The organism is Bacillus sp. JKS001846 (assembly GCF_900176455.1).
Taxonomy (GTDB): Bacteria; Bacillota; Bacilli; order Bacillales; family Bacillaceae_G; genus Bacillus_A; species Bacillus_A cereus.
Genome location: NZ_FWYG01000001.1, coordinates 4,557,568 through 4,578,381, shown reverse-complemented (window position 1 = coordinate 4,578,381; position 20,814 = coordinate 4,557,568). Strand labels below are relative to the sequence as shown.

The window sequence follows — 20,814 nt, the reverse complement described above, 5'->3', positions numbered from 1 at the left end:
CAGTATATTGCCCATGCATTAACAGACTTTTACCTATGTATAATATTAATATAGTAAAATCATAACAACCGATATTGCAGTTTCCAATAATATACTATATAATCAATTTAAGAAAACGTTTTCATGCAAAGGGGGAGAATTTCGTGTCGACTATAGAGGACGTGGCGAAATTAGCGGGGTTATCAAGGACAACGGTTTCTAGGGTGATTAATAATCATCCATATGTTTCAGATGAGAAGAAAAAAAGGGTTCAATTAGCAATGAAGCATTTAGGCTTCGTTCCTAATTCTGCGGCGAGAAGGCTTCGTAAACAAAAAACGGAAACAATTGCGGTGCTAGTTCCAAGGATTACAAATCCTTTCTTCAGTAGATTTATTGAAGCAATCGAGATTGCTGCTTCTGAACATAAATATAAACTGATTATTTGTCAAACAAGATATTTACCGGAAAAAGAGATGGAGTATTTACAATTATTATCTACGAAACAAGTAGATGGGATTATTCTATGTTCACTAGAAAATCCGTGGGAAGATGTAGAGCCATACTTACAGCACGGTCCAATCGTGTTGTGTAATGAATATATTGAGGAAGCAAATATTCCAACAGTGAAGTTTGATCATGCGCAAGGAGCATACATAGCTGCGAAGCATGTGTTAGATCAAGGATATCGTAATCTTATTTTTTGCCGTGGTAACGAAACCAAAGTCGTTAGCCAGCAGCGAAAAATGGGCTTTTTACGTGCAATAACTGAGAAGAGCCGCCAAGTAGAAGCGATTGACTTTCTTGAAAACGCTTTCTCTTGGGAAGATGGAAAACGAATATTCCATGAAGTATTAAAGGACAAAAAAAATCCTACCGCGATTTTGGCAGGAGGCGATGAGGTAGCAGCTGGAATTATCTCAGAGGCGAAACGCCATAACTGGAGCATTCCAGATGATCTCGCTGTTATCGGTTTTGATAATCAAATATTATCGCAGATTACAGAACCAGGTATTACGACAATTGAACAGCCAATTGATGAAATGGCCCGAAAAGTTGTCGACCTGATGATGGATAAAATCCATACGAAAAATTATCGAAAAAAAGAATTGTATGAGTTTGAACTGGAGCTCTTGGTGAAAGGTTCAACGATGAAGGATAAGATGTTATTAGCCTAGTAGACTATGTCTGCTAGGTTTTTTTATGTTCACAAACTACTATTCTTCGTGAACGCAATCGTCACATTTGTTATGGTATGCTTCGTGTTGCTCATCAATTTCTTTCCCGCAGTGCGCACAAGTTTTCGTCGGTAAATTTCTGAAAAACTCCATTGGTTGATCGATCATGTCAATCCCTCCATTTCCATTTCTTACTATCATTGTATTAGTACAAAAAATAAAAGTCAACAACTGTTTTATAACAAAATTGAAAATTAATGAAAAAGTTTAGGAAATGGATTATAGTTAACAATGTAGGATGTAAGTAAAACATGCATTTCTACTCGGTTTTAGAAAGGATGGATACATATGAAAATGACTGTTGTCGGCTTTTGGGGCGGCTTTCCAGAAGCGGGAGAAGCAACGTCGGGGTATTTGTTTGAACACGATGGTTTTCGTTTACTTGTAGACTGTGGTAGTGGTGTACTAGCACAGCTTCAAAAATATATAACACCATCTCATATAGATGCAGTTGTACTGTCACACTATCATCATGATCATGTTGCGGATATCGGGGTATTGCAATATGCGAGATTAATTATGAGCGGGGCGAAGGGGCAACTACCGGAATTACCAATATACGGCCATACCTTTGACGAGAATGGATTCCATTCTTTAACGCATGAACCACATACGAAAGGAATCGCGTACAATCCAGAAGAAACACTTCAAGTTGGACCGTTCTCGATTTCGTTCTTAAAAACTGTTCATCCTGTTACATGCTTTGCGATGCGTATTACAGCTGGAGATGATGCTGTAGTATACAGCGCTGATTCAAGTTATATTCCTGAATTCATTCCATTCACGAAAGATGCTGATCTTTTCATTTGTGAGTGTAATATGTATGCACATCAAGAGGCTGCAAAAGCAGGGCATATGAATAGTACAGAAGTAGCAAGTATTGCAAAAGATGCGAATGTAAAAGAACTTTTATTAACGCACTTACCGCATACAGGCAACCCATCTGATTTAGTAACAGAAGCAAAACAAATTTTCAGTGGCCACATTACGCTAGCGCATAGTGGCTACGTATGGAACTCATGAGGTGATACGATGTTATTTATTGATAATAAAGGAATTACAGATCCTAGAATAAACTTAGCGATTGAAGAATATTGTGTGAAAAATTTAGATATTAACGAAACATATTTACTGTTCTACATTAACGAACCTTCGATTATCATTGGTAAAAACCAAAACACAGTAGAAGAAATTAATGCAGATTACGTAAAAGAAAAAGGTATTCATGTCGTTCGTCGTCTATCAGGCGGAGGCGCAGTATATCATGATTTAGGAAACTTAAACTTCAGTTTTATTACGAAAGATGATGGAGACAGTTTCAGCAACTTCAAAAAATTTACAGAACCTGTAACGAAAGCGCTTAGTAAATTAGGCGTAAATGCAGAACTAAGTGGTCGTAACGACATTTTAGCTGAAGGTAGAAAAATTTCAGGTAACGCACAGTTCGCAACGAAAGGTCGTATGTTCAGCCACGGTACGTTACTATTTGACTCTGAAATCGATCACGTCGTATCAGCGTTAAAAGTAAAAATGGATAAGATTCAATCAAAAGGAATTAAGTCAATCCGTAGCCGCGTTGCGAACATTACAGAGTTCTTAAACGAAGAAATGACGACAGAAGAGTTTAGACAACTTCTTCTAGAAACAATTTTCGAAGGAGAAACAGAAATCCCAACGTATGAATTAACAGAAGAGGATTGGAAAGCAATCCATAAACTTTCTGAAGAACGTTACCAAAATTGGGATTGGAACTACGGAAAATCACCGAAGTTCAACTTACAACATTCACACCGCTTCCCAGTTGGACAAGTTGACGTTCGTCTTGAAGTGAAAAAGGGAACAGTAACAGAATGTAAAATTTACGGCGACTTCTTCGGTTCACTAGATGTTCATGATATCGAAGAGCGTCTAACAGGCGTTCAGTTCGATAAAGATGCATTCACTGCAGCTTTAGAAGGCGTAGATATCGCACGCTACTTCGGTAACATTACAACAGAAGATTTCTTACATTTATTCTTCTAAAAATGAGGGAGGCTTCCATAACGGGCAGCCTCTTTCTTTTTTGCGTAGATTGTCAGGTTTTGTCGGTAAGTCGATATAACTGAAAAATCGCTGATATAAATTGAGTTGCGCTGATATATTTGGAAAATCGCCGATATAAACCGAGTTGCGCTGATATATTTGAAAAATCGCCGATATAAATCGAGCGGCGCTGATATAACTGAAAAATCGCTCATATAATTTCATTTACCACAAAACATAAAATCACAGGACATTTGCCCCTCGTAAAGGAATATATATATTCAAAAGGAGGCGAATCGAAATGAAAAGGGTAATGTACGTTGTATTATTACTCAGCTTCGCCGTCGGAATGACAGCGTGTAACAGTGGATCGCCCTCAAGTCGTACAATTTTGTCTATCGGAAAACCGGCTGAGGATAATGTTATATATTTTACGCATACAGATAACAAACGAAAGATACATGATATACAAGACATGTTTCAAAATAAGAAGTGGAAAAGAAATGAAACATTCAGCACTGTTAATAAAACACCAGATGTCATCTTATCAATAGATGAAGACAATATAGGGTTACCGGCATTATATGTTACAGTTTATTTTCATGAAGATGGAGCGGACGCTCTTAACTTGTTTGGAAAGCATACGACGTTACATAAAGAGGAACTTGATAAACTTAGAGAAAAGATGAGTGCATATTATCCTAAAATGATTTTTGGTCTAGTGTTATAAATTACTTGTAAATAAAATCCCCTTATTTTTCCAAAGTAAACTAAGAGAAGGTGATCTGTCTATATGCAGTTAATAGAATATCACTTGCCACTTTAATTTTCTTTTAATATAATTAATTTAGAATTTTTAAATATTCTAAATTTTATAAAGGTGGGGTTTTTGTGAATCTCGTTCAATCTTTGGCTGAAACGGCAAAAAAGAAGGGGGAAAAACCGGCTTATATATTTATGGATCAGTCGGTCTCATATGACCAATTAAACAAAATGGTCACAAGGTTTTCTAGCAATTTAGCAGAAATGGGCATTGGAAAAGGGGACAATGTCGCATTAGTTGTTGGGAACTCACCACATTTTTTGGTCGGTTTATACGGAACAATGAAAGCCGGAGCAACTGTTATTCCAGTTAATCCAATTTATACAGCAGACGAAATGCATTATATTTTACAAAATGGAGATGTAAAAACAATCATCGTACTCGACGTCCTTCTACCTGTTATACAATCTCTTACAACAAGACTTCCTTCATTAGAAAACATCATCATATGCGAAACCTCATCAGATTTTAACCATACAGAAACCGAAAAAATGAAAACGTTTACTAGTTTTGTGGGGACTGGAGATACAACTTACGAAGGTCCTGAACTAGATGAAGAAGATGTAGCGGTTATTCTATACACATCGGGCACAACTGGAAAACCGAAAGGCGCTATGTTAACACATAAAAATTTATATAGTAATGCGAACGATGTGGCGTCGTATTTACAATATACGGCTGATGACCGCGTTGTTGCGGCACTGCCTATGTTCCATGTATTCTGTTTAACAGTTGCGGTAAATGCACCGATTGTGAACGGGGCAACGATTTTAATGTTACCGAAATTTAGTCCGAAAGAAGTATTCCGTATTTGTCGCACGTACGAACCAACGATCTTTGCTGGCGTACCGACGATGTACAATTATTTATATTTATTTGAAGAAGCAAGCGCAGAAGATGTGAAGACGCTTCGCCTTTGTATTTCCGGTGGTGCATCGATGCCTGTTGCTCTTCTGCAAAACTTTGAAAAACGTTTTAACGTTATTGTTTCAGAAGGATACGGTTTATCAGAAGCATCACCAGTTACTTGTTTCAATCCGCTAGATCGTCCTCGGAAACCAGGATCAATTGGCACAAATATTTGGCATGTAGAAAATAAAATTGTAAATGAACTTGGGGAAGAAGTACCTGTCGGCGCAGTCGGTGAATTAATTGTTCGCGGACCTAACGTTATGAAAGGATACTATAATGCACCAGAAGATACAGCTGCGACATTGAAAGACGGCTGGCTATATACAGGTGACTTGGCGAAAATGGATGAAGAAGGTTACTTCTATATCGTGGATCGTAAAAAAGATATCGTCTTAGTTGGCGGTTATAACGTATACCCTCGTGAAGTAGAAGAAGTATTATATACGCACGAATCAGTAGCGGAAGTTGTCGTAATCGGTGTTCCTGATGAAAACTTAGGAGAAGCTGTGCGAGCGTACGTCGTTTTGAAGCAAGCAAACGTAACAGAAGAAGAACTAATGCATTACTGTACGTTACATTTAGCGAAATATAAAGTGCCGAAAAGCATTGAGTTTTTAATAGAATTGCCGAAGAATACGACGGGTAAGTTGTTAAGAAGAGCATTGAGAGAGAAAGCGATGCAAGTGTAAAAATGAGGCAACCATCTTTGGAGGTGGTTGCCTCATTTTTTTTGTATTGATTAAGCTGTGGTGCCATATATTTAAACCTGTATATGACCAACAAGGAGGGGACATACGTAGAACAGAAGAAATTAACGCTTACGTCGGGTGCAATATCTTATTTGTTAAATTATGGATGAACTCTGAAAGTGATAAGAACGGTAATTTTAATCAAAATGGAGTAGTGGACTGTGAATCAATGGCTACGGTGTTAGTAAATGCATATAAATTAGAATGGAATGAAAATAGTAAGTTACCAAAAGAATTTGCTGATTTGAAAAATCATTGGGCTCAACGTATGCCAATATTTTAGTTTAATAAGAAAATTCAAATTCCAAGTTGACACATGTGAATTACAGAATTAAAATGAAAAGAAATCGAATAGAATACATTAGAAGCTAATCAGATAAACTGAAGGCGCACAATGTTCACATTTGTGAATATATTGTGTGCCTTTTTCTATTGTATAAACTAAGGGGGCTTAACGATGAAAAAGTGGGGTAAGACAGCGTTTATGAAAAGTACAGGTGTTTTATTATCAGCAGTTGTACTTTTATCAGGGTGTGGTTCGGCAACATCCACTAGTAATTCTGAAGGAAGTGGAGATAAAAAAACAGTTGAGCTTTTAAATGTTTCTTATGATCCAACGAGGGAGTTATATCAAGATTTCAATAAAGATTTTGCGAAGTATTGGAAAGAGAAGCACGGGCAAACAGTAAATGTAAAACAATCACACGGGGGATCTGGAAGTCAAGCGCGCTCTGTTATTGATGGCTTAGAAGCAGACGTTGTTACACTAGCACTTGCTTATGATATTGATGCGATTAGTAAGAAAAAACAATTAGCAGAAGATTGGCAGAAGCGACTTGCGAATAATTCCACTCCATACACGTCAACAATTGTATTTCTTGTTCGAAAAGGAAACCCGAAAGGTATTAAAGACTGGGATGATTTAACGAAAAAAGGTGTGTCTGTCATTACACCAAACCCAAAAACATCAGGCGGGGCACGTTGGAACTATTTAGCGGCGTGGGGATACGCACTGAAAAAATATAATAATAGTGAAGATAAGGCGAAAGAGTTTGTTAGCCAAATTTATAAAAACGTAGAAGTATTAGATTCAGGAGCGCGCGGAGCAACGACAACATTTGTTGAAAAAGGAATTGGTGACGTATTAATCGCATGGGAAAATGAAGCGTTATTATCCCAAAAAGAGCTTGGAAAAGATAAATTTGAAATTGTAACCCCTTCTATTAGTGTACTTGCAGAACCACCAGTAGCGGTTGTAGATAAAGTCGTTGATAAAAAAGGAACGAAAAAAGTAGCAGAAGGGTATCTTGAATATTTGTACTCAGAAAAAGGACAGGAAATTGCGGCAAAAAACTTTTATCGTCCACGTAATGAAAAAGTAGCAGAAAAATATACATCTCAATTTCCGAAAGTTCAATTATTTACAGTAGATGAACTATTTGGTGGCTGGAAAAAAGCGCAGGAGAAACACTTTAATGACGGCGGCGTATTCGATAAAATTTATCAAAAATAATGCGTACTGCTAAAGGGGGATGAGGTGAAAGAGGATGAGGAAGAAACGTGTTTTACCAGGGTTTGGATTATCGCTTGGATTTACAATGTTGTACATGAGTTTATTCGTACTTATACCACTTTCTATCGTATTTATTCAAACTTCACAGTTAGGTTGGAAGAAGTTCGCTGGGGTTATAACGAACGAGCGTGTGTTGCATTCCTATCAAGTTAGTTTTACAACTTCATTTGCAGCTGCTATTGTAAATGCCATTTTCGCTTTATTAATAGCATGGGTGCTCGTACGCTACAAATTTCCAGGAAAAAGACTATTAGATGGACTCATTGATTTACCGTTTGCACTTCCGACAGCTGTAGCTGGTATTACACTTACAACGCTTTATGCGGAAAATGGATGGATTGGGAAAATATTTAGTCTGTTTCATATAAAAGTAGCTTTTACACCACTCGGAATTATCGTTGCGCTTACTTTTATCGGTTTACCATTTGTCGTTCGAATGGTGCAACCAGTGCTGCAAAATATTGATAAAGAAGTAGAAGAGGCAGCTTCGAGTTTAGGTGCATCCCGCTTACAAATATTTGTGAAAATCATTTTACCAGAAATCTTTCCCGCTCTTCTTGCCGGTTTTTCACTCGCATTTGCAAGAGCATTAGGAGAATACGGATCTGTCGTTTTCATCGCAGGTAATATGCCGATGAAAACAGAAATTGCACCACTGATGATTATGACGAAACTAGAACAATATGATTACGCGGGGGCAACAGCTGTAGCGACCGTGATGCTTATTATTTCCCTCCTTTTCCTTCTTCTTATTAATATGATTCAAAGCTGGAGTAGAAGGCATGAACTAAAAAGTGAATAGGAGGAGAGAAAATGGAACCAACATTATTAGAAAAGAAAATAGTAAAAAGCGTATCAGCTAAAAAAGAATCTAAGCTTGTACCAGGCGTATTAATTACGATTACAGTTTTATTTTTATCTCTCTTTCTATTACTGCCACTCATAACTATTTTTCTAAAAGCCTTTGAAAGAGGGATGGATGTATACATTGCCGCTATTACAGATCAAGAAGCATTTTCAGCAATTAGATTAACGCTTCTCGTTGCGTTAATCGTTGTGCCGCTTAATACGATATTTGGGGTAGCGGCCGCGTGGCTTATTACAAAGTTTCAGTTTAAAGGAAAACAAGTATTACTCTCTCTTATTGAACTGCCGTTTGCTGTGTCACCAGTTATCGCAGGATTAGTATTCGTCTTACTTTTCACACCGAGGGGTGCTCTTGGCGAATGGTTACTTGAACATGGAGTGAAACTCATTTTCTCTGTACCAGGCATTATTATTGCAACAATCTTTGTAACCTTCCCGTTCGTTGCACGTGAATTAATTCCGATTATGCAGGCGCAAGGGAAAAGTGAAGAAGAGGCAGCTTTATCACTTGGCGCAAGTGGCTGGAAAATGTTTTGGCGCGTTACGCTTCCAAATATCAAATGGGGTCTTTTATACGGCATGATTCTATGTAATGCCCGTACTATCGGTGAGTTTGGAGCCGTTTCTGTCGTATCAGGTCACGTGCGTGGCATTACGAACACGATGCCGCTCCATATTGAAATTTTGTACAATGAATATCAATTTTCAGCAGCATTTGCAGTAGCGACGTTAATGTCATTAATTGCAGTGTTTACACTCATTATAAAAAACTGGATTGAATGGCGAATGGAAAAACGCCAATAAGAGGGGGATTACGGTGAGTATTCAAATTCAAGGTGTATCAAAGCAATATGGTACATTTCAAGCACTAACAGACATTCATTTGGATATTCCAAAAGGTGAACTTGTTGCCTTATTAGGCCCGTCAGGTTCTGGGAAAACGACGTTATTACGCATTATTGCAGGATTAGAAGAAGCGGATGGAGGCTCTGTTTCATTTGATGGGGAAGATCTAACAGACATTCACGTGAAAAACAGGCAAGTCGGTTTCGTCTTTCAGCACTATGCGCTCTTTAAACATATGAATGTATTTGAGAATGTCGCTTTCGGTTTAAAAGTAAGAAAGAAAAGCTTAAGACCGTCAGCAGAAGCGATAGAAGAAAAGGTAACAGAATTATTAAAGCTCGTAAAAATGGATGGCTTTGCTAAACGTTATCCAGCGCAATTATCTGGTGGACAACGTCAACGTATTGCACTAGCCCGGGCACTTGCAGTCGAACCGAAAATTTTATTACTTGATGAACCGTTCGGTGCACTCGATGCAAAGGTGAGAAAAGAATTACGAAGATGGCTCCGAAAATTACATGACGAATTTCAAATTACGAGCGTATTCGTAACGCATGATCAAGAAGAAGCGTTAGACGTTGCAGACCGCATCGTTGTAATGAATGAAGGCTGCATTGAACAAATGGGAACACCGGAAGAAGTATATGAAAATCCAGCAAGTCCGTTTGTATATGACTTTTTAGGAAATGTAAATTTATTTCACGGCCGCGTTCATAAAGGAAAGCTAAATGTAGGATCGGTCGAACTAGAAGCACCAGAGCATAAGCACGTTTCAAACGTAGACGGAATAGCCTATGTAAGGCCGCATGACTTATCAATCTCTCGTACGAAACAAAGTGTAGATGCAATCCCAGCAAAAGTATCTTATTCTCACGCAGTCGGAAATATCGTATATGTAGAATTAAAACGAGACGAAACAGATGAATATTTAGAAGCAGAAATTACGAAAGAACAGTTCAAACAGCTGAACATTCAAGCGGGTGATTTCGTATACGTACAGCCGAAAGAAGTGAAAGTGTTTATTCCGGAGGATTTTGTAATTTAAGAGTGTTTACTCTTAAATTACAAAATCTATTAATAAGAAAAGGTCTCCTAAAAGATATTTTAGGAGACCTTTTCTTTGTTTATCGTAATAACTTTTTCTCATATGAAATGTAGTAGGAAGTTTGTATATATAATAGCGGAGCGTGTTCAAACAACTATTTGATATGAGTAGTAATGAAGATATTCTTCCTACTTTCTTACATAAAATTTTTAATTTTGGATATTTGTATCATATGTTTCTGCAACAAACACAAAGTCTACATGCTCTTTATCAATAAAAATACTTGTTTTAGATGGAAGACCTGTTATGGTAGAAACAATATCAACCTCAACAAGGTCAAATCCTACACGATAAGCATCTGCAATTTCAATTCCACCAGTTAGAAAATGCAATCCATCCCCAAATGACTTAAATACAAATACATTTTCTTTCAAACTTTTATTATCCATTTCAATCCATTCTTCGTTAATATAAATCTTAAATGTCGTGCACTTTGGAACACACTCGATGTGATGTATCCCTTTATAACTATTAAGCGAAAACATATAGGTATGAGTTTCTTTAAAGTTAATATCTATCCCGTATTTAAAAGCAAAGGTTTTATATACCATCTCATAAAACAATGGCATTACAATATCATCCCATGCGTCATAGGCAAAAGCATGAATTGGTATTAGATGAGGATATAAACTTACAATCGCTTTTTGAAAATTAAGTAAGATGGTTGTATCTGTAATTTCTTTTAAAGAATCATCTATTTCATGGTCATAATCTTTCGAAATTCTGTTATCAATCATATGACAAACTCCTTACATAGTCTTCTATATACTACGTTTTTCCGCATCATCAGTTTGTTCCTTCTGCAACTAAATTGCAAGTTTAACCGATGATTCCAAAAAAGCCCTTTTCTTATTTTATCAATCATTAAATGGGGTGGGATACTACAAGCATTAATGAGAAAAGAAATCGTCTTTTCTTTTTTTATGATAGATGTATTTATTTTTAAACTGCATTTACTTTACTCTTTATTTCATTTAGATTTGAATATGTAACATTATTGTGTTGAAAAATATTTCAGCGAGGTGAGTTTATGAAAGGAAAGAAATGGTATAGGCAATTAGTCGTGATGGTGTAGGAGTATCATCTAAGGCCATTTTAAATGTTGTTAAAACTGGTAAAAAAGTTATACAAAGTGGCGGTAGAACTAAATATACTAGTAAACAGGCTGTAGTAGTTTTAAATAAAAAAGGTAAAGTAATTACAACTTTTGCTAAAGGTTCAAAATACATAAGGAAAGGAAAAAATAAGTTTGTTTAAATTAAATAAAGAGATGCAGATTTTATTGAAACAGACATTAGAATCACAAAATAAACATTTACTATGGTTAAATGCTTATGAAGACTTACGTATGATAGAAACTGAAAAAATAAATAAATTGAGAGATATTATAGCAGATGAATTAATGGAGAAAGGTTTTGATGAACGAGACAATATAAACGATTTGGGAAGAGCATTAGAAGAGCTAATTGATATCTTAGGAAATTTAATACCTTAGAAAATGTTAAGCTGTATGGCAACGTTTTTAGCAGATGGAAAGTTCCGTTAATTACAGAATGAAAGATTATATAACTTTTAACAATGCGCTTAATACGAGTGTAGCTATGATTAGAGGGTTTTGTATGTGTAAAATAACTTCAAAAATATAAGGATATATTTTGAGGGTGTATGATTATATAGTATATATATTGATTCGAATATTTAAAAGGAGGGGAAACATGGGGAAAATAATAGGGATTATTCTGATTATAGGTGGTATGATTCCATTAATTTATGCAATGATGCAAATCTATCGGCAATGGAAAGAAAAAGGGTCTTCTTTTGCTCTTAAATTAATAATTTTCCTAGCCGTAAGCATTTTGCTAGATACTGCAACAACTATTATATTGTGTATAGTAACAGTATTCATTGGTATTTGTTTAATTAGCTACACATAATAAGTTCAAGAAGGCTAACTTATCGATTGTTACTAATTGGAGGGATTGGATGAACTTCATTTTACATGGATCTAAATATACAGTTTTAGCTTCCGTTTTTGACTCATTTCAAGGTAGGGAAAAAGAGTTTAATTGGCTTATAACAGAAATGGAGAGTGTCGCACATCAGGAAGAGAAACTTATCCGAGATTATCCTAAAATGTCGCATCCAATAGTTTGGATAGCAGGTGAAGATCTTTCAAATCTCGTAAAGAAATATAATCCTCAATTTATTTGGGGTGTACTATCTGCGTTTGATAAGTCTATAAACATTGATATTAATAATTTGCTTGTAGAACCCTATGCAAATGGAAATGAAGGGCTCTGGGTACCAAGTCCGAATATTCAGCACCCTCAAGCAAAACTTGAAATTGTTTGTTGGGATTCGTATGTAACGCTTTTTTTTAGTAAAGATGAGGACATCGATGATAAATTTCAAGACTATTTCAAGTCCGCTAAAAAATTGGATTTTTAAATAGGTCGTCCTTCAGTAATAAAATGAATGTATGAATAATAATCTCTTTGATGATTATTGGAATATTAGCTAGTATTTTTGAAAAAGTAACTTATAAAACTTCGGAGTGAATTGTTAACTTTTGATGCGATAGGAAATCGTAAATAAATTTATGAAGGAGAATTTAGAGTTGATAGAGTTTTTTGGATATTTATTAATTTTGGTTTTAAATATGCTAGTAGCATCTATCGTATTTTTACAAGAGTACTGCATAGGTAGTATAAGACTGTCTCATTATAGGAAAATCTTTGCTACGGTCATGGCTATACGTTCATTGGTGAGTATATGGATCATTTACCCTATGACAGCTACTCTGTTAGGGACGCTAAATATTTTAGTGATTCAATCAATCATATTACTTTTCCTTTGGGGGCTTATGCAGTGTGTAAAGAAGTACAGAGGAAAGTGGTATATTACAATGATTGCACTTATTATTTATGCTCTTAGCTGTTATTTTCATATTATGTATGCGAAAACTGTATAGATAATGAGAGGGTATTTGTAGACCTAGTTACATGATAGTAAGAATCTTTAATGAAAATTATAATAAAATGATGTCAAAAGGGAGACTAAAAGTGCTTATAGAATTTTTAGAATTCATTTCTATCTTGGCTTTAGTAGTTGTATTAACATTAACTGTTATGTTGCAAGATATATTTTTTATAAATATAAATAAACAATATACTGAAACACGTATTGGGGCGATTATTTTTTGTATTCGGATGTTGTTCGGGACATGGGTAGTATTTGTTACGGAAACTACTATAATTGCTGTCTCAAAAGTGACTGCAATTCAATTAATTATTTTACTTCTTTTTTGGGCATGTTCGAAGTATGTACAAAAAACTCGTGAAAATTGGCTAATTACTATAGTTGCTTTTGTTATTTATGGTGTTGGTACATACTTGTATATTCAGTTTGCTTTTAGAGGCTATTAATATATCACCAGAAAAGTTAGTGGTTAGAAAGATGCATTTGTTAAATGTGTATATGAAGGAAGAGCGAATATAGGCTCTTTTTTCTTTATATATAGGATAGGACATGTATCTAATCCTCGTGGGACAAATCAAAATAGAGAGCGGAAGGAATTATATGAACAAAAAAGAATTAAAATTAAAATTAAAGCTATTGCAAGGTCTAGGTGAAGCATTAAAAGAAAACGGTTATAAGACTAGAATTACACAACAAGACCTGGTGAAAAAATTTGATAAAGGAAAAATCGGTATACATTTAGCCTTTATCAATCACCTAGAAGATTTTGATGTGACGGTGGATGTGGGAATTCGTTTTGATGAATTAGAAAATATGAAAAATCAATGGGCTGACGGTTTAACAATTAGAGAGAAAAAGGAGACCTATACAATTGGAGTTGATTTAGGGAATTTAGTCTATAGAGAGCAAAAAAGGTGGCGTGTTGAAAAGGAAGAAGATATTTTACCTGTTACTATGGATATTTTAAAAGAAGTTAAGGAATACTTCATTCCATATATTGATAAGTATGTAGATATGGAAAATGTATTTGATTTATGTGTAAGAGATGATGATGATGAGGCTGGATTAATAGGGACAATATTTGATGGGACGCGAGCACAAAATGCTATTGGATTAGCCTTGTTATTAAATAAAGAAGAGATATTAGAACAAATCATTGAGAAAAAGAGAGAGTATTTAAAGACGAGGGATAAATTTGAATTGGAGTTATTTGAAAACTTTCTTTCTAATATGAATCTAGGATAAACAAGGTTAGTTATTCATTTTCGTGAGTATAGTAGGGTTAATTGTTTATATCTGGTTTTTCTGGTTGGAAAAACATTAAACTCTAGATTTTCTATTAATCATAAATATTGGTAGCCCCTAGAAGGAAACATTTGACGTTTTTATGATTAGATACAAACTTCGAATGTAACTTATAGGGGTTTTTATTTACAGGTTTTATAATACTGGAAAGCCCATATCGAATTTTAGCCGGTTTGAGATAGTGCCTGCGAGTGATGATGGTGCACTGTAACCTTGAGCAGTAGCGATAGACTTAGCCTTTGGAAGCAAAAACCCAACAGAGTCTAGTCAACTTACCTTTTTAAAAAGTGTATCAAAGAATTATTTATTTGAGCTCAATTATATTATGTGAAATAGGAGTGAGAATCTTGTTCCAAACAATAATTTACGATAAAGCTAAATATCATTATGAAGGAGATTTCCCACAAGAATTACCGATGGAGCAAGCATTTGTACATACTGGAATGTTCTTAGGTTGGATTATTGATAATAATTTAGTTAGTGATGAATTTTTAGAAGAGACCGAAGAGGAAATTAATAAATTTAAGCTTAGAAAAATGACTGGGACTCAAGTTTATATGTTCTGGGATGGGGTTTTAAGCGATGACATGTTAAATGATGAAGGGAATCAATTTGCAATAGATTATTTTGATTTTGAAAAAGGTTTATATTTAGATGATTATGATGATGTATTTTTAGAGTGTGATACATTATATCAAGTGCAAGATACTTGGGAAAATTACTTTAAATTAAAAGAAGTGATCGATATTAGGTATACAGAATGGAAAAAACTTAAAAATAACGGGTAAAGAGGACTTTAAGTAATGGAATATTTTTTGTTCCAAATGAAGGTTTATTATATGCTATAGAAAAGGGGAGAAATAATGAAATTCCCAAAAGATGAAGATGGACAAGTATTAAATATGTTATATAAACAAGGTATAGGTTTTAATAAAAAACATATAGTAGATTTCTTTATTGCAATTCCTGATCAAGGTAATGGAGAAAAAATAATTGGCAGACTACAAGAGCTGGGCTTAAATTGTGAATTAGATTATAATGAAGAATTTGAAGATTGGACATGTACTTGTTCTAAAGAGATGTACTTAGTTTATGAGGATATCGTAGAGATGCAAAAGGAATTGAATAAACTGGGTGAAGAGTTTGGTGGATATACAGACGGTTGGGGTGCATTTGTGTAATAGTGAATTTATTTATCGTGATAAAATAAATTAGATGGAGTAAAGAAACAATTTATGGAAAGAAGGGCTTATATAAGTTCTTCTTTCTTTGTATATATTAAGATATCTTAGTGATAGAAACGTATATGATATGTGGGCGGGGGGCTACCGGTAAAAGCCCAATTGGTAAGGACTAATTAAAGTTTCACTTTATATAGGTTTTGAGAGAGTAAGATATAAGATATATTGTTTGTAGTGGAGATCTTGAATGAAGGGAGCGTGTGATAATTGGCAATGACGGATGAACAATTCGAAAATTATCTTGTTATGTGTTATGACAAATTAGAAAGTAAACAGCAAAAATTCATTTCGTATTATAATATCTATAACTTTGATGAGTATTGGTATGATCAAGATCAATGTATATTACAGTTTAAAAAAAATGGTCAAGTATTACTTGAATTTAGTGTTGTTTTTATAGGTTCTTGGTCTGAAAAGAGTAACAGTTGGATGTGGTCTTGGGCTAATGAGAATGTGGCTGAATATGCAAGAAGTAAGTCTAACTGTTTGAAAGATTTACAAAAGATTACAGGAAGTGAGGTTTTTATAAATCCACTTTTTGAATGCGATCAAGAAATGGCGTATGAGCTAGCAGCCTTTTCGATTGAATATTTAGATGCAGAAGGAATGTATATGGCACCAGGTGAGAGAAGTGATGTATTTATGGCTGTTATGTCACCGCGTGCATTGTGAGTAGAGCATATTAAAAATATAGATAAGGTAGAATGAAAAAGGAGTACAGTTTAATAAATTAATAAAAGGTATCATAGGTCCCCGATGCCATGGTGATAAATTTAAAGGAGTGAATTATATTGCTTGAAGTAAAGTTTTACGATTGGAAAAAAAAACGTCCTAAAAAACATTATTTGCTTGTACATGAAATTAGAATTTTTGAGCTAATTTTCTCAAAGAAAGTTAGCGAGTTTGAGATGGGATTAAGAGAGATTGAAAAAGTAACTGTCTTTTGTTTAGCTAACGAAAACACTGATATTTCATATGAAGTGAATAGAGCTTTGGGTGAAATTCGTATATATGTTCCATATGATTTTATGGACTTTTTAGCATTAAATTCAGTTGAAGAGAAATACAAAGAGTTTTGCAAATTAGTACGCCAATATGTTGTCCCTGGACTTGAAGAAAACTCTACTCTTTCATCATCTGTTGTTAAAGGGTATATAGAGGAATCTTTAGATGAAATTGTGAAGCAAAACTATGAAGGAATATTTTTAGTTGGGAAGACACCTAAGAAAAGCCCAAGCCGTAAGAGGATAGCGATATTAAAAGGAATTCATCGTGTTAAAGGTTTCCAACTACGATGTGAAGTGTATGATGAAAAGGGATTAAAGATTCGAGATCAACTATTGGTGGAAGAAGTAGGAAATGAAATGGTGTATGCAAGATTTTTGGGTACCTTAAAATGGGAAAGTGAAAATCTAATAGTAGTTCAATCTAAATCCAGTAGTTGGAAAGAAGAAATCTATCTTTAATAACAAGGTTGTATAGTAGAAAGAGGGTTGTAGAGCATAAATGAATTTTTTTCGAAAAAATAAATTAAGTGACATTCAGAAAAAGTACTATGAACATTTTGGAGAGCCTAGTCAGATTCTTGAATATACCTGGGGTGAAAGAGGAGCTAAAAGAGTAGAATTAGATAATACCGCTCTAAAAAAAGGAATGCTATACGTTTTAGAATTCCCGAAAAATGAAGATAGGCCAGTATGGACATATGTGACATTAGGGATGTCAGATGAATATATGACCAATGGTGCTAAAGGAGAATTAATTTGGTTAAATGCAAATCAAAATGAGAAAATAATTGATTTGCTTGCTGGATTAGCACATTATCCATTTATAGATGAGACCTCGTTTGATTATGAGGATACAATTTCTAATGCGGATGCTGAATCTGATTTTTCAATGAATGTGCTTTTAGTAAGCCCGGCAGTTATTGAGGCAGGAGAGTCTCCAGAGCTAATGGAGTTTTTTGAAGAAAAGGAGCTTGATTTATTTTGGTTATTACCTATTCATCAAGCAGAAAAAGAGTATATGATGGAACAAGGAGATGGAGATATTAGTGCGCTCTTTGACCTTTGGCTGGAAAAAGAGATTGATACAGAAACTTTCTGTGATCCACATCGTTTATCTACGGTTTGATAAAAATATTTTAAATAATAATTGTGAGTAAGCATCAAACTTATTAATATTAAGGAAGTTTGATGCTTATTTTTTATGTTTAGAATAAACGAGAGGTTTTTGATATATATGAAAGATATTGTATGTAAAGAATTAATAAGTTTTAAGTCTATTGTTGAAGGCTATCAATTAAAAAAAATGAGTTTGGATTATAAACAAAATGTAATTTTGCTAGTAAAAGACAATCAGAATCGACCTTTTATTATTGATTTAGATAAAAATAATGTGAATATAAATATTTTTAATTTAAATGTAGATATTGATGTCGAATCAGTGTTATGTATGCAACGAATCGGCGAGAAATGGTTACTGATATTTCACTATGAAGATGATAATGCGGTTATTTATAATGCGGATGGGAGTGAATATGTTAAGTTTTATATTGGAGAAGGGGTTCAAGATTGTCAGGTTGATGTGAACGAAGATATATGGGTTAGTTATTGTGATGAAGGAATTTTTGGAGAGTCTCCAATTGGAGCAAATGGTATAGTTGCTTTTGATTCTACAGGTCAATTGATTTTTGATAGCTATGATCAATATGTAGAACAATATAATATACCGTATATAGATGATTGTTATGCAATGAATGTTATAGATGGAGATGTTTGGCTCTATTATTATTCAGAATTTCCTTTAGTTCAAATGAAAGATAAAAAAATTCATATGTCGTGGAATGAAATACATGTAACTAGGAAAATATGGTCGAAAAGTTTTGCGGTTGCTCAAGGTAAAGTAGTATTCATTACTCAAGATAAAAAATTGGTTGTTTATGATTTAAACAATAATCAAGTGTACGATAGTAATCTTTGTAATGAACTAGGGGAGCAGGTTCAATTTGTTAATTATTATAGCCGCGGATCGATTATGTATTTTCAAACGGATGATAGGCTTTATTATGTTAATTTACTGAATGTATGAGGTGATAAATGTGAATGAACGTCTAAAGAAAATTGCAATGTTAAGAGAAAAGGTAGAGGAAAAGGCTACTAGAGAAAAGTTTTTAATGTTATGTCCGTCTATAAAAGAATTTGAGATTATTAGCGGGAAGAAAATTGCTTCATTAGTAAACTTTTTAATTGATGAAACACCGAATCCTATCAAAGTTATGAGTGAATTAAATGCTGAACAAGTTATCAATGAAATAAAAGAATTTGAACGTGAATTAACTAGTTTATTGTCTAAGAAGATTATTGTATGGTATGCACATGAAAATTGGGACTTTGGTGTGCAATTAGAATTAGAAGATTTCATGTTATATACAAAAGAAGTATTACATTTCATTGGATATGACGATGCTCAAAGAGGATTAATTTATTCTAGCCTTATTGTAGTAGATGAAGCAATGAGAAGTGCTTTTTCTTTTCTAAAGAATGAGTATAATGTCGAGATAGTACTATGGAAAGAAAGCTGAGTGTATTAGAGTGTTTTAAAACAAATTGGATGAATGGTTGAATTTATTATTAGAAGAAGTGGTGCGTGGTTTAGTGTGATAGAAAGAAAAAGAGAGTCTTCAAGGGATATGTATAAGAGAGTAAAGGAGAGAAAATATGTCTTTTTATAAAGAGGAAATAAAAGGGGATAAATTGATTATAAGTGATGAAAGCATTGATATTTTAATGGATGCTTTTCAAAATAAAGGTGAAGAGATGCCTAAAAATATATCATGGAATTTCATAGCGACGGTATTACTCGCGGGATCTTATTATGAATAAGTAAAAAAACGAAGAGTCTAAATAGTCCCTTCGTTTTTTTACTTATTTTTTCTCTACTAACTTTTTATTCTTCCAATCTAGTGTAAATGATTTATTAAATGTTTTTTGATCAACGTCTTTTACGTTGTTTCCAACCCAGTTTGCAGTTCCGAATGTGAAGCCTGGACGAAGTTGGTAGTCATCGGCGTGTTTTGTATAAGCGACTTGTAAGTTAGATTGATCTGTATTTTTTTCAGAGATAACAACAGCAATCATACCAGGAGAGAAACCGCTATTTGTTAATGCTGGAAGTTGATCCATCGGTATTAAATTACCTTTTGCATCAGATTCATATAGGTATGTGCGAGAGTACATGAACAGTTGGTTTCCATATAAAGAATGATAGGAGTCACGTGTGTAAATACCCCAGTTTTGATTGTTATATCCGTTAAAGAATACGTTCCACTTTACGTTTTTGTTCGTTTGGTCAATTAAATTTGTTTTATAACTAGTTTGTTTATAGCTTACAGAGTCAGACCAAGTGACTTGACCAGTTGCACCAGCTTCACCGCTAGGGCCATTAGGCGTTACAGAAGCTTTAACAGAGCCACCAAGTTGATAAGATACGCTAGATGTTACAGTCGTTTCTTCTACAGCATTTGTAGGTGCTACGTTAAAGAAACGAGCGCTGTTATCTTGAAGGTTAAATACAACATCATATTGTGAAGGATAACGTAATGTTGCACTAGCACCAGGGATTGGGTAGTTATCAATAGGTGCATCACTTATAGTAGGATTTGCTTTTAGAAAACTACCAGTTGTATTAATAACGGCAATCTGTTTATCAGCGCTCGGGTCATCGATAAAAGTTACCTTTAAAGACATTGTCATATTATCAGCTTGATCATTATTAAATGTATTATAGCTCGTATGTGTTTTTGCATTTTGCCCGATATCTGTTACAACTTGTGACGTCGTTTGAGCGTAAGCAGCAGGTGTTGAAAGAGTTACAGCGCTACTAGCAAAAACAGCGGATAATGCTAAACATTTTAAGTATGTTTTAGAACGTTTCATACAATCACTTCCTTTTATCTTTGTCGATATATGTCGTATTACATTTATATCGTAACATGAAAATAAAACGGAATGGATGGTTATGCATAATTGCATAGATGAGTTTTGAAGGATAACGATAATAGCATTTTATCAATCCTTATTAAGGAAATTGATGCGGTTTTATTTTATCCCGCTATTTGCTGGGCAGTAAGACCCCCACCTCAAAATGCAGCGAAAGCAAAGAAGTTAGGTGGGG

27 protein-coding genes are annotated in these 20,814 nt (G+C 34.4%); 24 read left to right on the top strand and 3 right to left on the bottom strand.

What is annotated here, in order from left to right; genetic code table 11:
* Positions 1-143 precede the first annotated feature (143 nt).
* Complete coding sequence (locus B9A45_RS24455; protein WP_000103715.1) at positions 144-1,157, top strand: LacI family DNA-binding transcriptional regulator; 1,014 nt, start codon at positions 144-146, stop codon at positions 1,155-1,157.
* 39 nt (positions 1,158-1,196) lie between these two features.
* Here B9A45_RS24455 and yhfH read toward each other — a convergent pair whose 3' ends face one another.
* Positions 1,197-1,325, bottom strand: coding sequence for a protein YhfH (gene yhfH / locus B9A45_RS24450; protein ID WP_000567010.1), 129 nt, complete (start codon positions 1,323-1,325; stop codon positions 1,197-1,199).
* A gap of 180 nt (positions 1,326-1,505) precedes the next feature.
* Between yhfH and B9A45_RS24445 the strand changes: the two genes are divergently transcribed.
* The 9 genes from B9A45_RS24445 to B9A45_RS24400 all read left to right on the top strand — a co-directional run bounded on the left by B9A45_RS24445 (position 1,506) and on the right by B9A45_RS24400 (position 10,054).
* Positions 1,506-2,240 (top strand): MBL fold metallo-hydrolase, encoded by a 735-nt coding sequence (locus B9A45_RS24445; RefSeq protein WP_000784680.1) that lies wholly within the window; start codon positions 1,506-1,508, stop codon positions 2,238-2,240.
* A gap of 9 nt (positions 2,241-2,249) precedes the next feature.
* Positions 2,250-3,239, top strand: coding sequence for a lipoate--protein ligase (locus tag B9A45_RS24440; protein ID WP_000897275.1), 990 nt, complete (start codon positions 2,250-2,252; stop codon positions 3,237-3,239).
* 301 nt (positions 3,240-3,540) lie between these two features.
* A complete protein-coding gene (locus B9A45_RS24430; protein WP_000832614.1) occupies positions 3,541-3,969 on the top strand; it encodes a hypothetical protein in 429 nt (142 codons plus the stop codon).
* A 161-nt stretch (positions 3,970-4,130) separates the two neighbouring features.
* On the top strand, positions 4,131-5,663 hold the full coding sequence (locus B9A45_RS24425; RefSeq protein ID WP_001055200.1) for a fatty acid--CoA ligase family protein: 1,533 nt from the start codon (positions 4,131-4,133) through the stop codon (positions 5,661-5,663).
* Positions 5,664-5,829: 166 nt separating this feature from the next.
* On the top strand, positions 5,830-6,006 hold the full coding sequence (locus tag B9A45_RS24420) for a hypothetical protein (protein ID WP_001999272.1): 177 nt from the start codon (positions 5,830-5,832) through the stop codon (positions 6,004-6,006).
* A 174-nt stretch (positions 6,007-6,180) separates the two neighbouring features.
* On the top strand, positions 6,181-7,236 hold the full coding sequence (locus B9A45_RS24415; protein ID WP_000758703.1) for a sulfate ABC transporter substrate-binding protein: 1,056 nt from the start codon (positions 6,181-6,183) through the stop codon (positions 7,234-7,236).
* Between the two features lie 34 nt (positions 7,237-7,270).
* Entirely contained in the window at positions 7,271-8,098 is an 828-nt protein-coding gene (gene cysT / locus B9A45_RS24410) for a sulfate ABC transporter permease subunit CysT (RefSeq protein WP_084065261.1), read from the top strand.
* Positions 8,099-8,109: 11 nt separating this feature from the next.
* Positions 8,110-8,967 (top strand): sulfate ABC transporter permease subunit CysW, encoded by an 858-nt coding sequence (cysW, locus tag B9A45_RS24405; protein ID WP_000433834.1) that lies wholly within the window; start codon positions 8,110-8,112, stop codon positions 8,965-8,967.
* 13 nt (positions 8,968-8,980) lie between these two features.
* On the top strand, positions 8,981-10,054 hold the full coding sequence (locus B9A45_RS24400; RefSeq protein ID WP_000027104.1) for a sulfate/molybdate ABC transporter ATP-binding protein: 1,074 nt from the start codon (positions 8,981-8,983) through the stop codon (positions 10,052-10,054).
* Positions 10,055-10,263: 209 nt separating this feature from the next.
* Here B9A45_RS24400 and B9A45_RS24390 read toward each other — a convergent pair whose 3' ends face one another.
* Positions 10,264-10,851, bottom strand: a complete 588-nt coding sequence (locus B9A45_RS24390; protein WP_000566763.1) for a hypothetical protein — start codon at positions 10,849-10,851, stop codon at positions 10,264-10,266.
* 512 nt (positions 10,852-11,363) lie between these two features.
* On the opposite strand from B9A45_RS24390, the gene B9A45_RS24385 reads away from it, so the two are divergent.
* The 14 genes from B9A45_RS24385 (at position 11,364) to B9A45_RS32315 (ending at position 19,523) form a co-directional block, all read left to right on the top strand.
* The gene (locus B9A45_RS24385; protein ID WP_000475560.1) at positions 11,364-11,609 is read left to right on the top strand and encodes a hypothetical protein; all 246 of its coding nucleotides are present in this window, start codon (positions 11,364-11,366) and stop codon (positions 11,607-11,609) included.
* Positions 11,610-11,829: 220 nt separating this feature from the next.
* Positions 11,830-12,048 (top strand): hypothetical protein, encoded by a 219-nt coding sequence (locus B9A45_RS24380; protein ID WP_016109469.1) that lies wholly within the window; start codon positions 11,830-11,832, stop codon positions 12,046-12,048.
* A 49-nt stretch (positions 12,049-12,097) separates the two neighbouring features.
* On the top strand, positions 12,098-12,562 hold the full coding sequence (locus tag B9A45_RS24375; protein ID WP_084065259.1) for a hypothetical protein: 465 nt from the start codon (positions 12,098-12,100) through the stop codon (positions 12,560-12,562).
* A gap of 169 nt (positions 12,563-12,731) precedes the next feature.
* A complete protein-coding gene (locus B9A45_RS32320; protein WP_179135408.1) occupies positions 12,732-13,085 on the top strand; it encodes a hypothetical protein in 354 nt (117 codons plus the stop codon).
* A gap of 91 nt (positions 13,086-13,176) precedes the next feature.
* Positions 13,177-13,539, top strand: coding sequence for a hypothetical protein (locus B9A45_RS24365; RefSeq protein ID WP_000904358.1), 363 nt, complete (start codon positions 13,177-13,179; stop codon positions 13,537-13,539).
* A 154-nt stretch (positions 13,540-13,693) separates the two neighbouring features.
* A complete protein-coding gene (locus B9A45_RS24360; protein WP_084065254.1) occupies positions 13,694-14,338 on the top strand; it encodes a hypothetical protein in 645 nt (214 codons plus the stop codon).
* Positions 14,339-14,745: 407 nt separating this feature from the next.
* A complete protein-coding gene (locus B9A45_RS24355) occupies positions 14,746-15,186 on the top strand; it encodes a DUF7832 domain-containing protein (RefSeq protein WP_084065251.1) in 441 nt (146 codons plus the stop codon).
* A gap of 75 nt (positions 15,187-15,261) precedes the next feature.
* The gene (locus tag B9A45_RS24350; protein ID WP_016109472.1) at positions 15,262-15,579 is read left to right on the top strand and encodes a ribonuclease E inhibitor RraB; all 318 of its coding nucleotides are present in this window, start codon (positions 15,262-15,264) and stop codon (positions 15,577-15,579) included.
* Between the two features lie 267 nt (positions 15,580-15,846).
* The gene (locus B9A45_RS24345; RefSeq protein ID WP_084065249.1) at positions 15,847-16,311 is read left to right on the top strand and encodes a DUF6882 domain-containing protein; all 465 of its coding nucleotides are present in this window, start codon (positions 15,847-15,849) and stop codon (positions 16,309-16,311) included.
* A 119-nt stretch (positions 16,312-16,430) separates the two neighbouring features.
* Positions 16,431-17,105 carry a hypothetical protein gene (locus tag B9A45_RS24340; RefSeq protein WP_000895167.1) on the top strand — a complete coding sequence of 225 codons (675 nt, stop codon included), beginning with the start codon at positions 16,431-16,433 and terminating at the stop codon, positions 17,103-17,105.
* A gap of 40 nt (positions 17,106-17,145) precedes the next feature.
* Positions 17,146-17,772: a suppressor of fused domain protein gene (locus B9A45_RS24335; RefSeq protein WP_084065246.1), complete on the top strand. Its 627-nt coding sequence runs from the start codon at positions 17,146-17,148 to the stop codon at positions 17,770-17,772.
* Between the two features lie 108 nt (positions 17,773-17,880).
* On the top strand, positions 17,881-18,729 hold the full coding sequence (locus tag B9A45_RS24330) for a hypothetical protein (RefSeq protein WP_142263089.1): 849 nt from the start codon (positions 17,881-17,883) through the stop codon (positions 18,727-18,729).
* 10 nt (positions 18,730-18,739) lie between these two features.
* On the top strand, positions 18,740-19,222 hold the full coding sequence (locus B9A45_RS24325) for a hypothetical protein (protein WP_001005736.1): 483 nt from the start codon (positions 18,740-18,742) through the stop codon (positions 19,220-19,222).
* A gap of 136 nt (positions 19,223-19,358) precedes the next feature.
* Entirely contained in the window at positions 19,359-19,523 is a 165-nt protein-coding gene (locus B9A45_RS32315) for a hypothetical protein (protein WP_000011709.1), read from the top strand.
* 42 nt (positions 19,524-19,565) lie between these two features.
* Here the strand turns inward: B9A45_RS32315 and cytK2 are convergent, their stop codons facing one another.
* The gene (gene cytK2, locus B9A45_RS24320) at positions 19,566-20,576 is read right to left on the bottom strand and encodes a beta-channel forming cytolysin CytK2 (protein ID WP_084065244.1); all 1,011 of its coding nucleotides are present in this window, start codon (positions 20,574-20,576) and stop codon (positions 19,566-19,568) included.
* Between the last annotated feature and the right edge of the window lie 238 nt (positions 20,577-20,814).

Coding starts and splice junctions, on each gene's coding strand:
- yhfH (WP_000567010.1), bottom strand. CDS start 1,325: ATGATCGATCAACCAATGGAGTTTTTCAGAAATTTACCGACGAAAACT.
- B9A45_RS24445 (WP_000784680.1), top strand. CDS start 1,506: ATGAAAATGACTGTTGTCGGCTTTTGGGGCGGCTTTCCAGAAGCGGGA.
- B9A45_RS24440 (WP_000897275.1), top strand. CDS start 2,250: ATGTTATTTATTGATAATAAAGGAATTACAGATCCTAGAATAAACTTA.
- B9A45_RS24430 (WP_000832614.1), top strand. CDS start 3,541: ATGAAAAGGGTAATGTACGTTGTATTATTACTCAGCTTCGCCGTCGGA.
- B9A45_RS24420 (WP_001999272.1), top strand. CDS start 5,830: ATGAACTCTGAAAGTGATAAGAACGGTAATTTTAATCAAAATGGAGTA.
- B9A45_RS24415 (WP_000758703.1), top strand. CDS start 6,181: ATGAAAAAGTGGGGTAAGACAGCGTTTATGAAAAGTACAGGTGTTTTA.
- cysT (WP_084065261.1), top strand. CDS start 7,271: ATGAGGAAGAAACGTGTTTTACCAGGGTTTGGATTATCGCTTGGATTT.
- cysW (WP_000433834.1), top strand. CDS start 8,110: ATGGAACCAACATTATTAGAAAAGAAAATAGTAAAAAGCGTATCAGCT.
- B9A45_RS24390 (WP_000566763.1), bottom strand. CDS start 10,851: ATGATTGATAACAGAATTTCGAAAGATTATGACCATGAAATAGATGAT.
- B9A45_RS24380 (WP_016109469.1), top strand. CDS start 11,830: ATGGGGAAAATAATAGGGATTATTCTGATTATAGGTGGTATGATTCCA.
- B9A45_RS24375 (WP_084065259.1), top strand. CDS start 12,098: ATGAACTTCATTTTACATGGATCTAAATATACAGTTTTAGCTTCCGTT.
- B9A45_RS24360 (WP_084065254.1), top strand. CDS start 13,694: ATGAACAAAAAAGAATTAAAATTAAAATTAAAGCTATTGCAAGGTCTA.
- B9A45_RS24350 (WP_016109472.1), top strand. CDS start 15,262: ATGAAATTCCCAAAAGATGAAGATGGACAAGTATTAAATATGTTATAT.
- B9A45_RS24335 (WP_084065246.1), top strand. CDS start 17,146: ATGAATTTTTTTCGAAAAAATAAATTAAGTGACATTCAGAAAAAGTAC.
- B9A45_RS24330 (WP_142263089.1), top strand. CDS start 17,881: ATGAAAGATATTGTATGTAAAGAATTAATAAGTTTTAAGTCTATTGTT.
- B9A45_RS32315 (WP_000011709.1), top strand. CDS start 19,359: ATGTCTTTTTATAAAGAGGAAATAAAAGGGGATAAATTGATTATAAGT.
- cytK2 (WP_084065244.1), bottom strand. CDS start 20,576: ATGAAACGTTCTAAAACATACTTAAAATGTTTAGCATTATCCGCTGTT.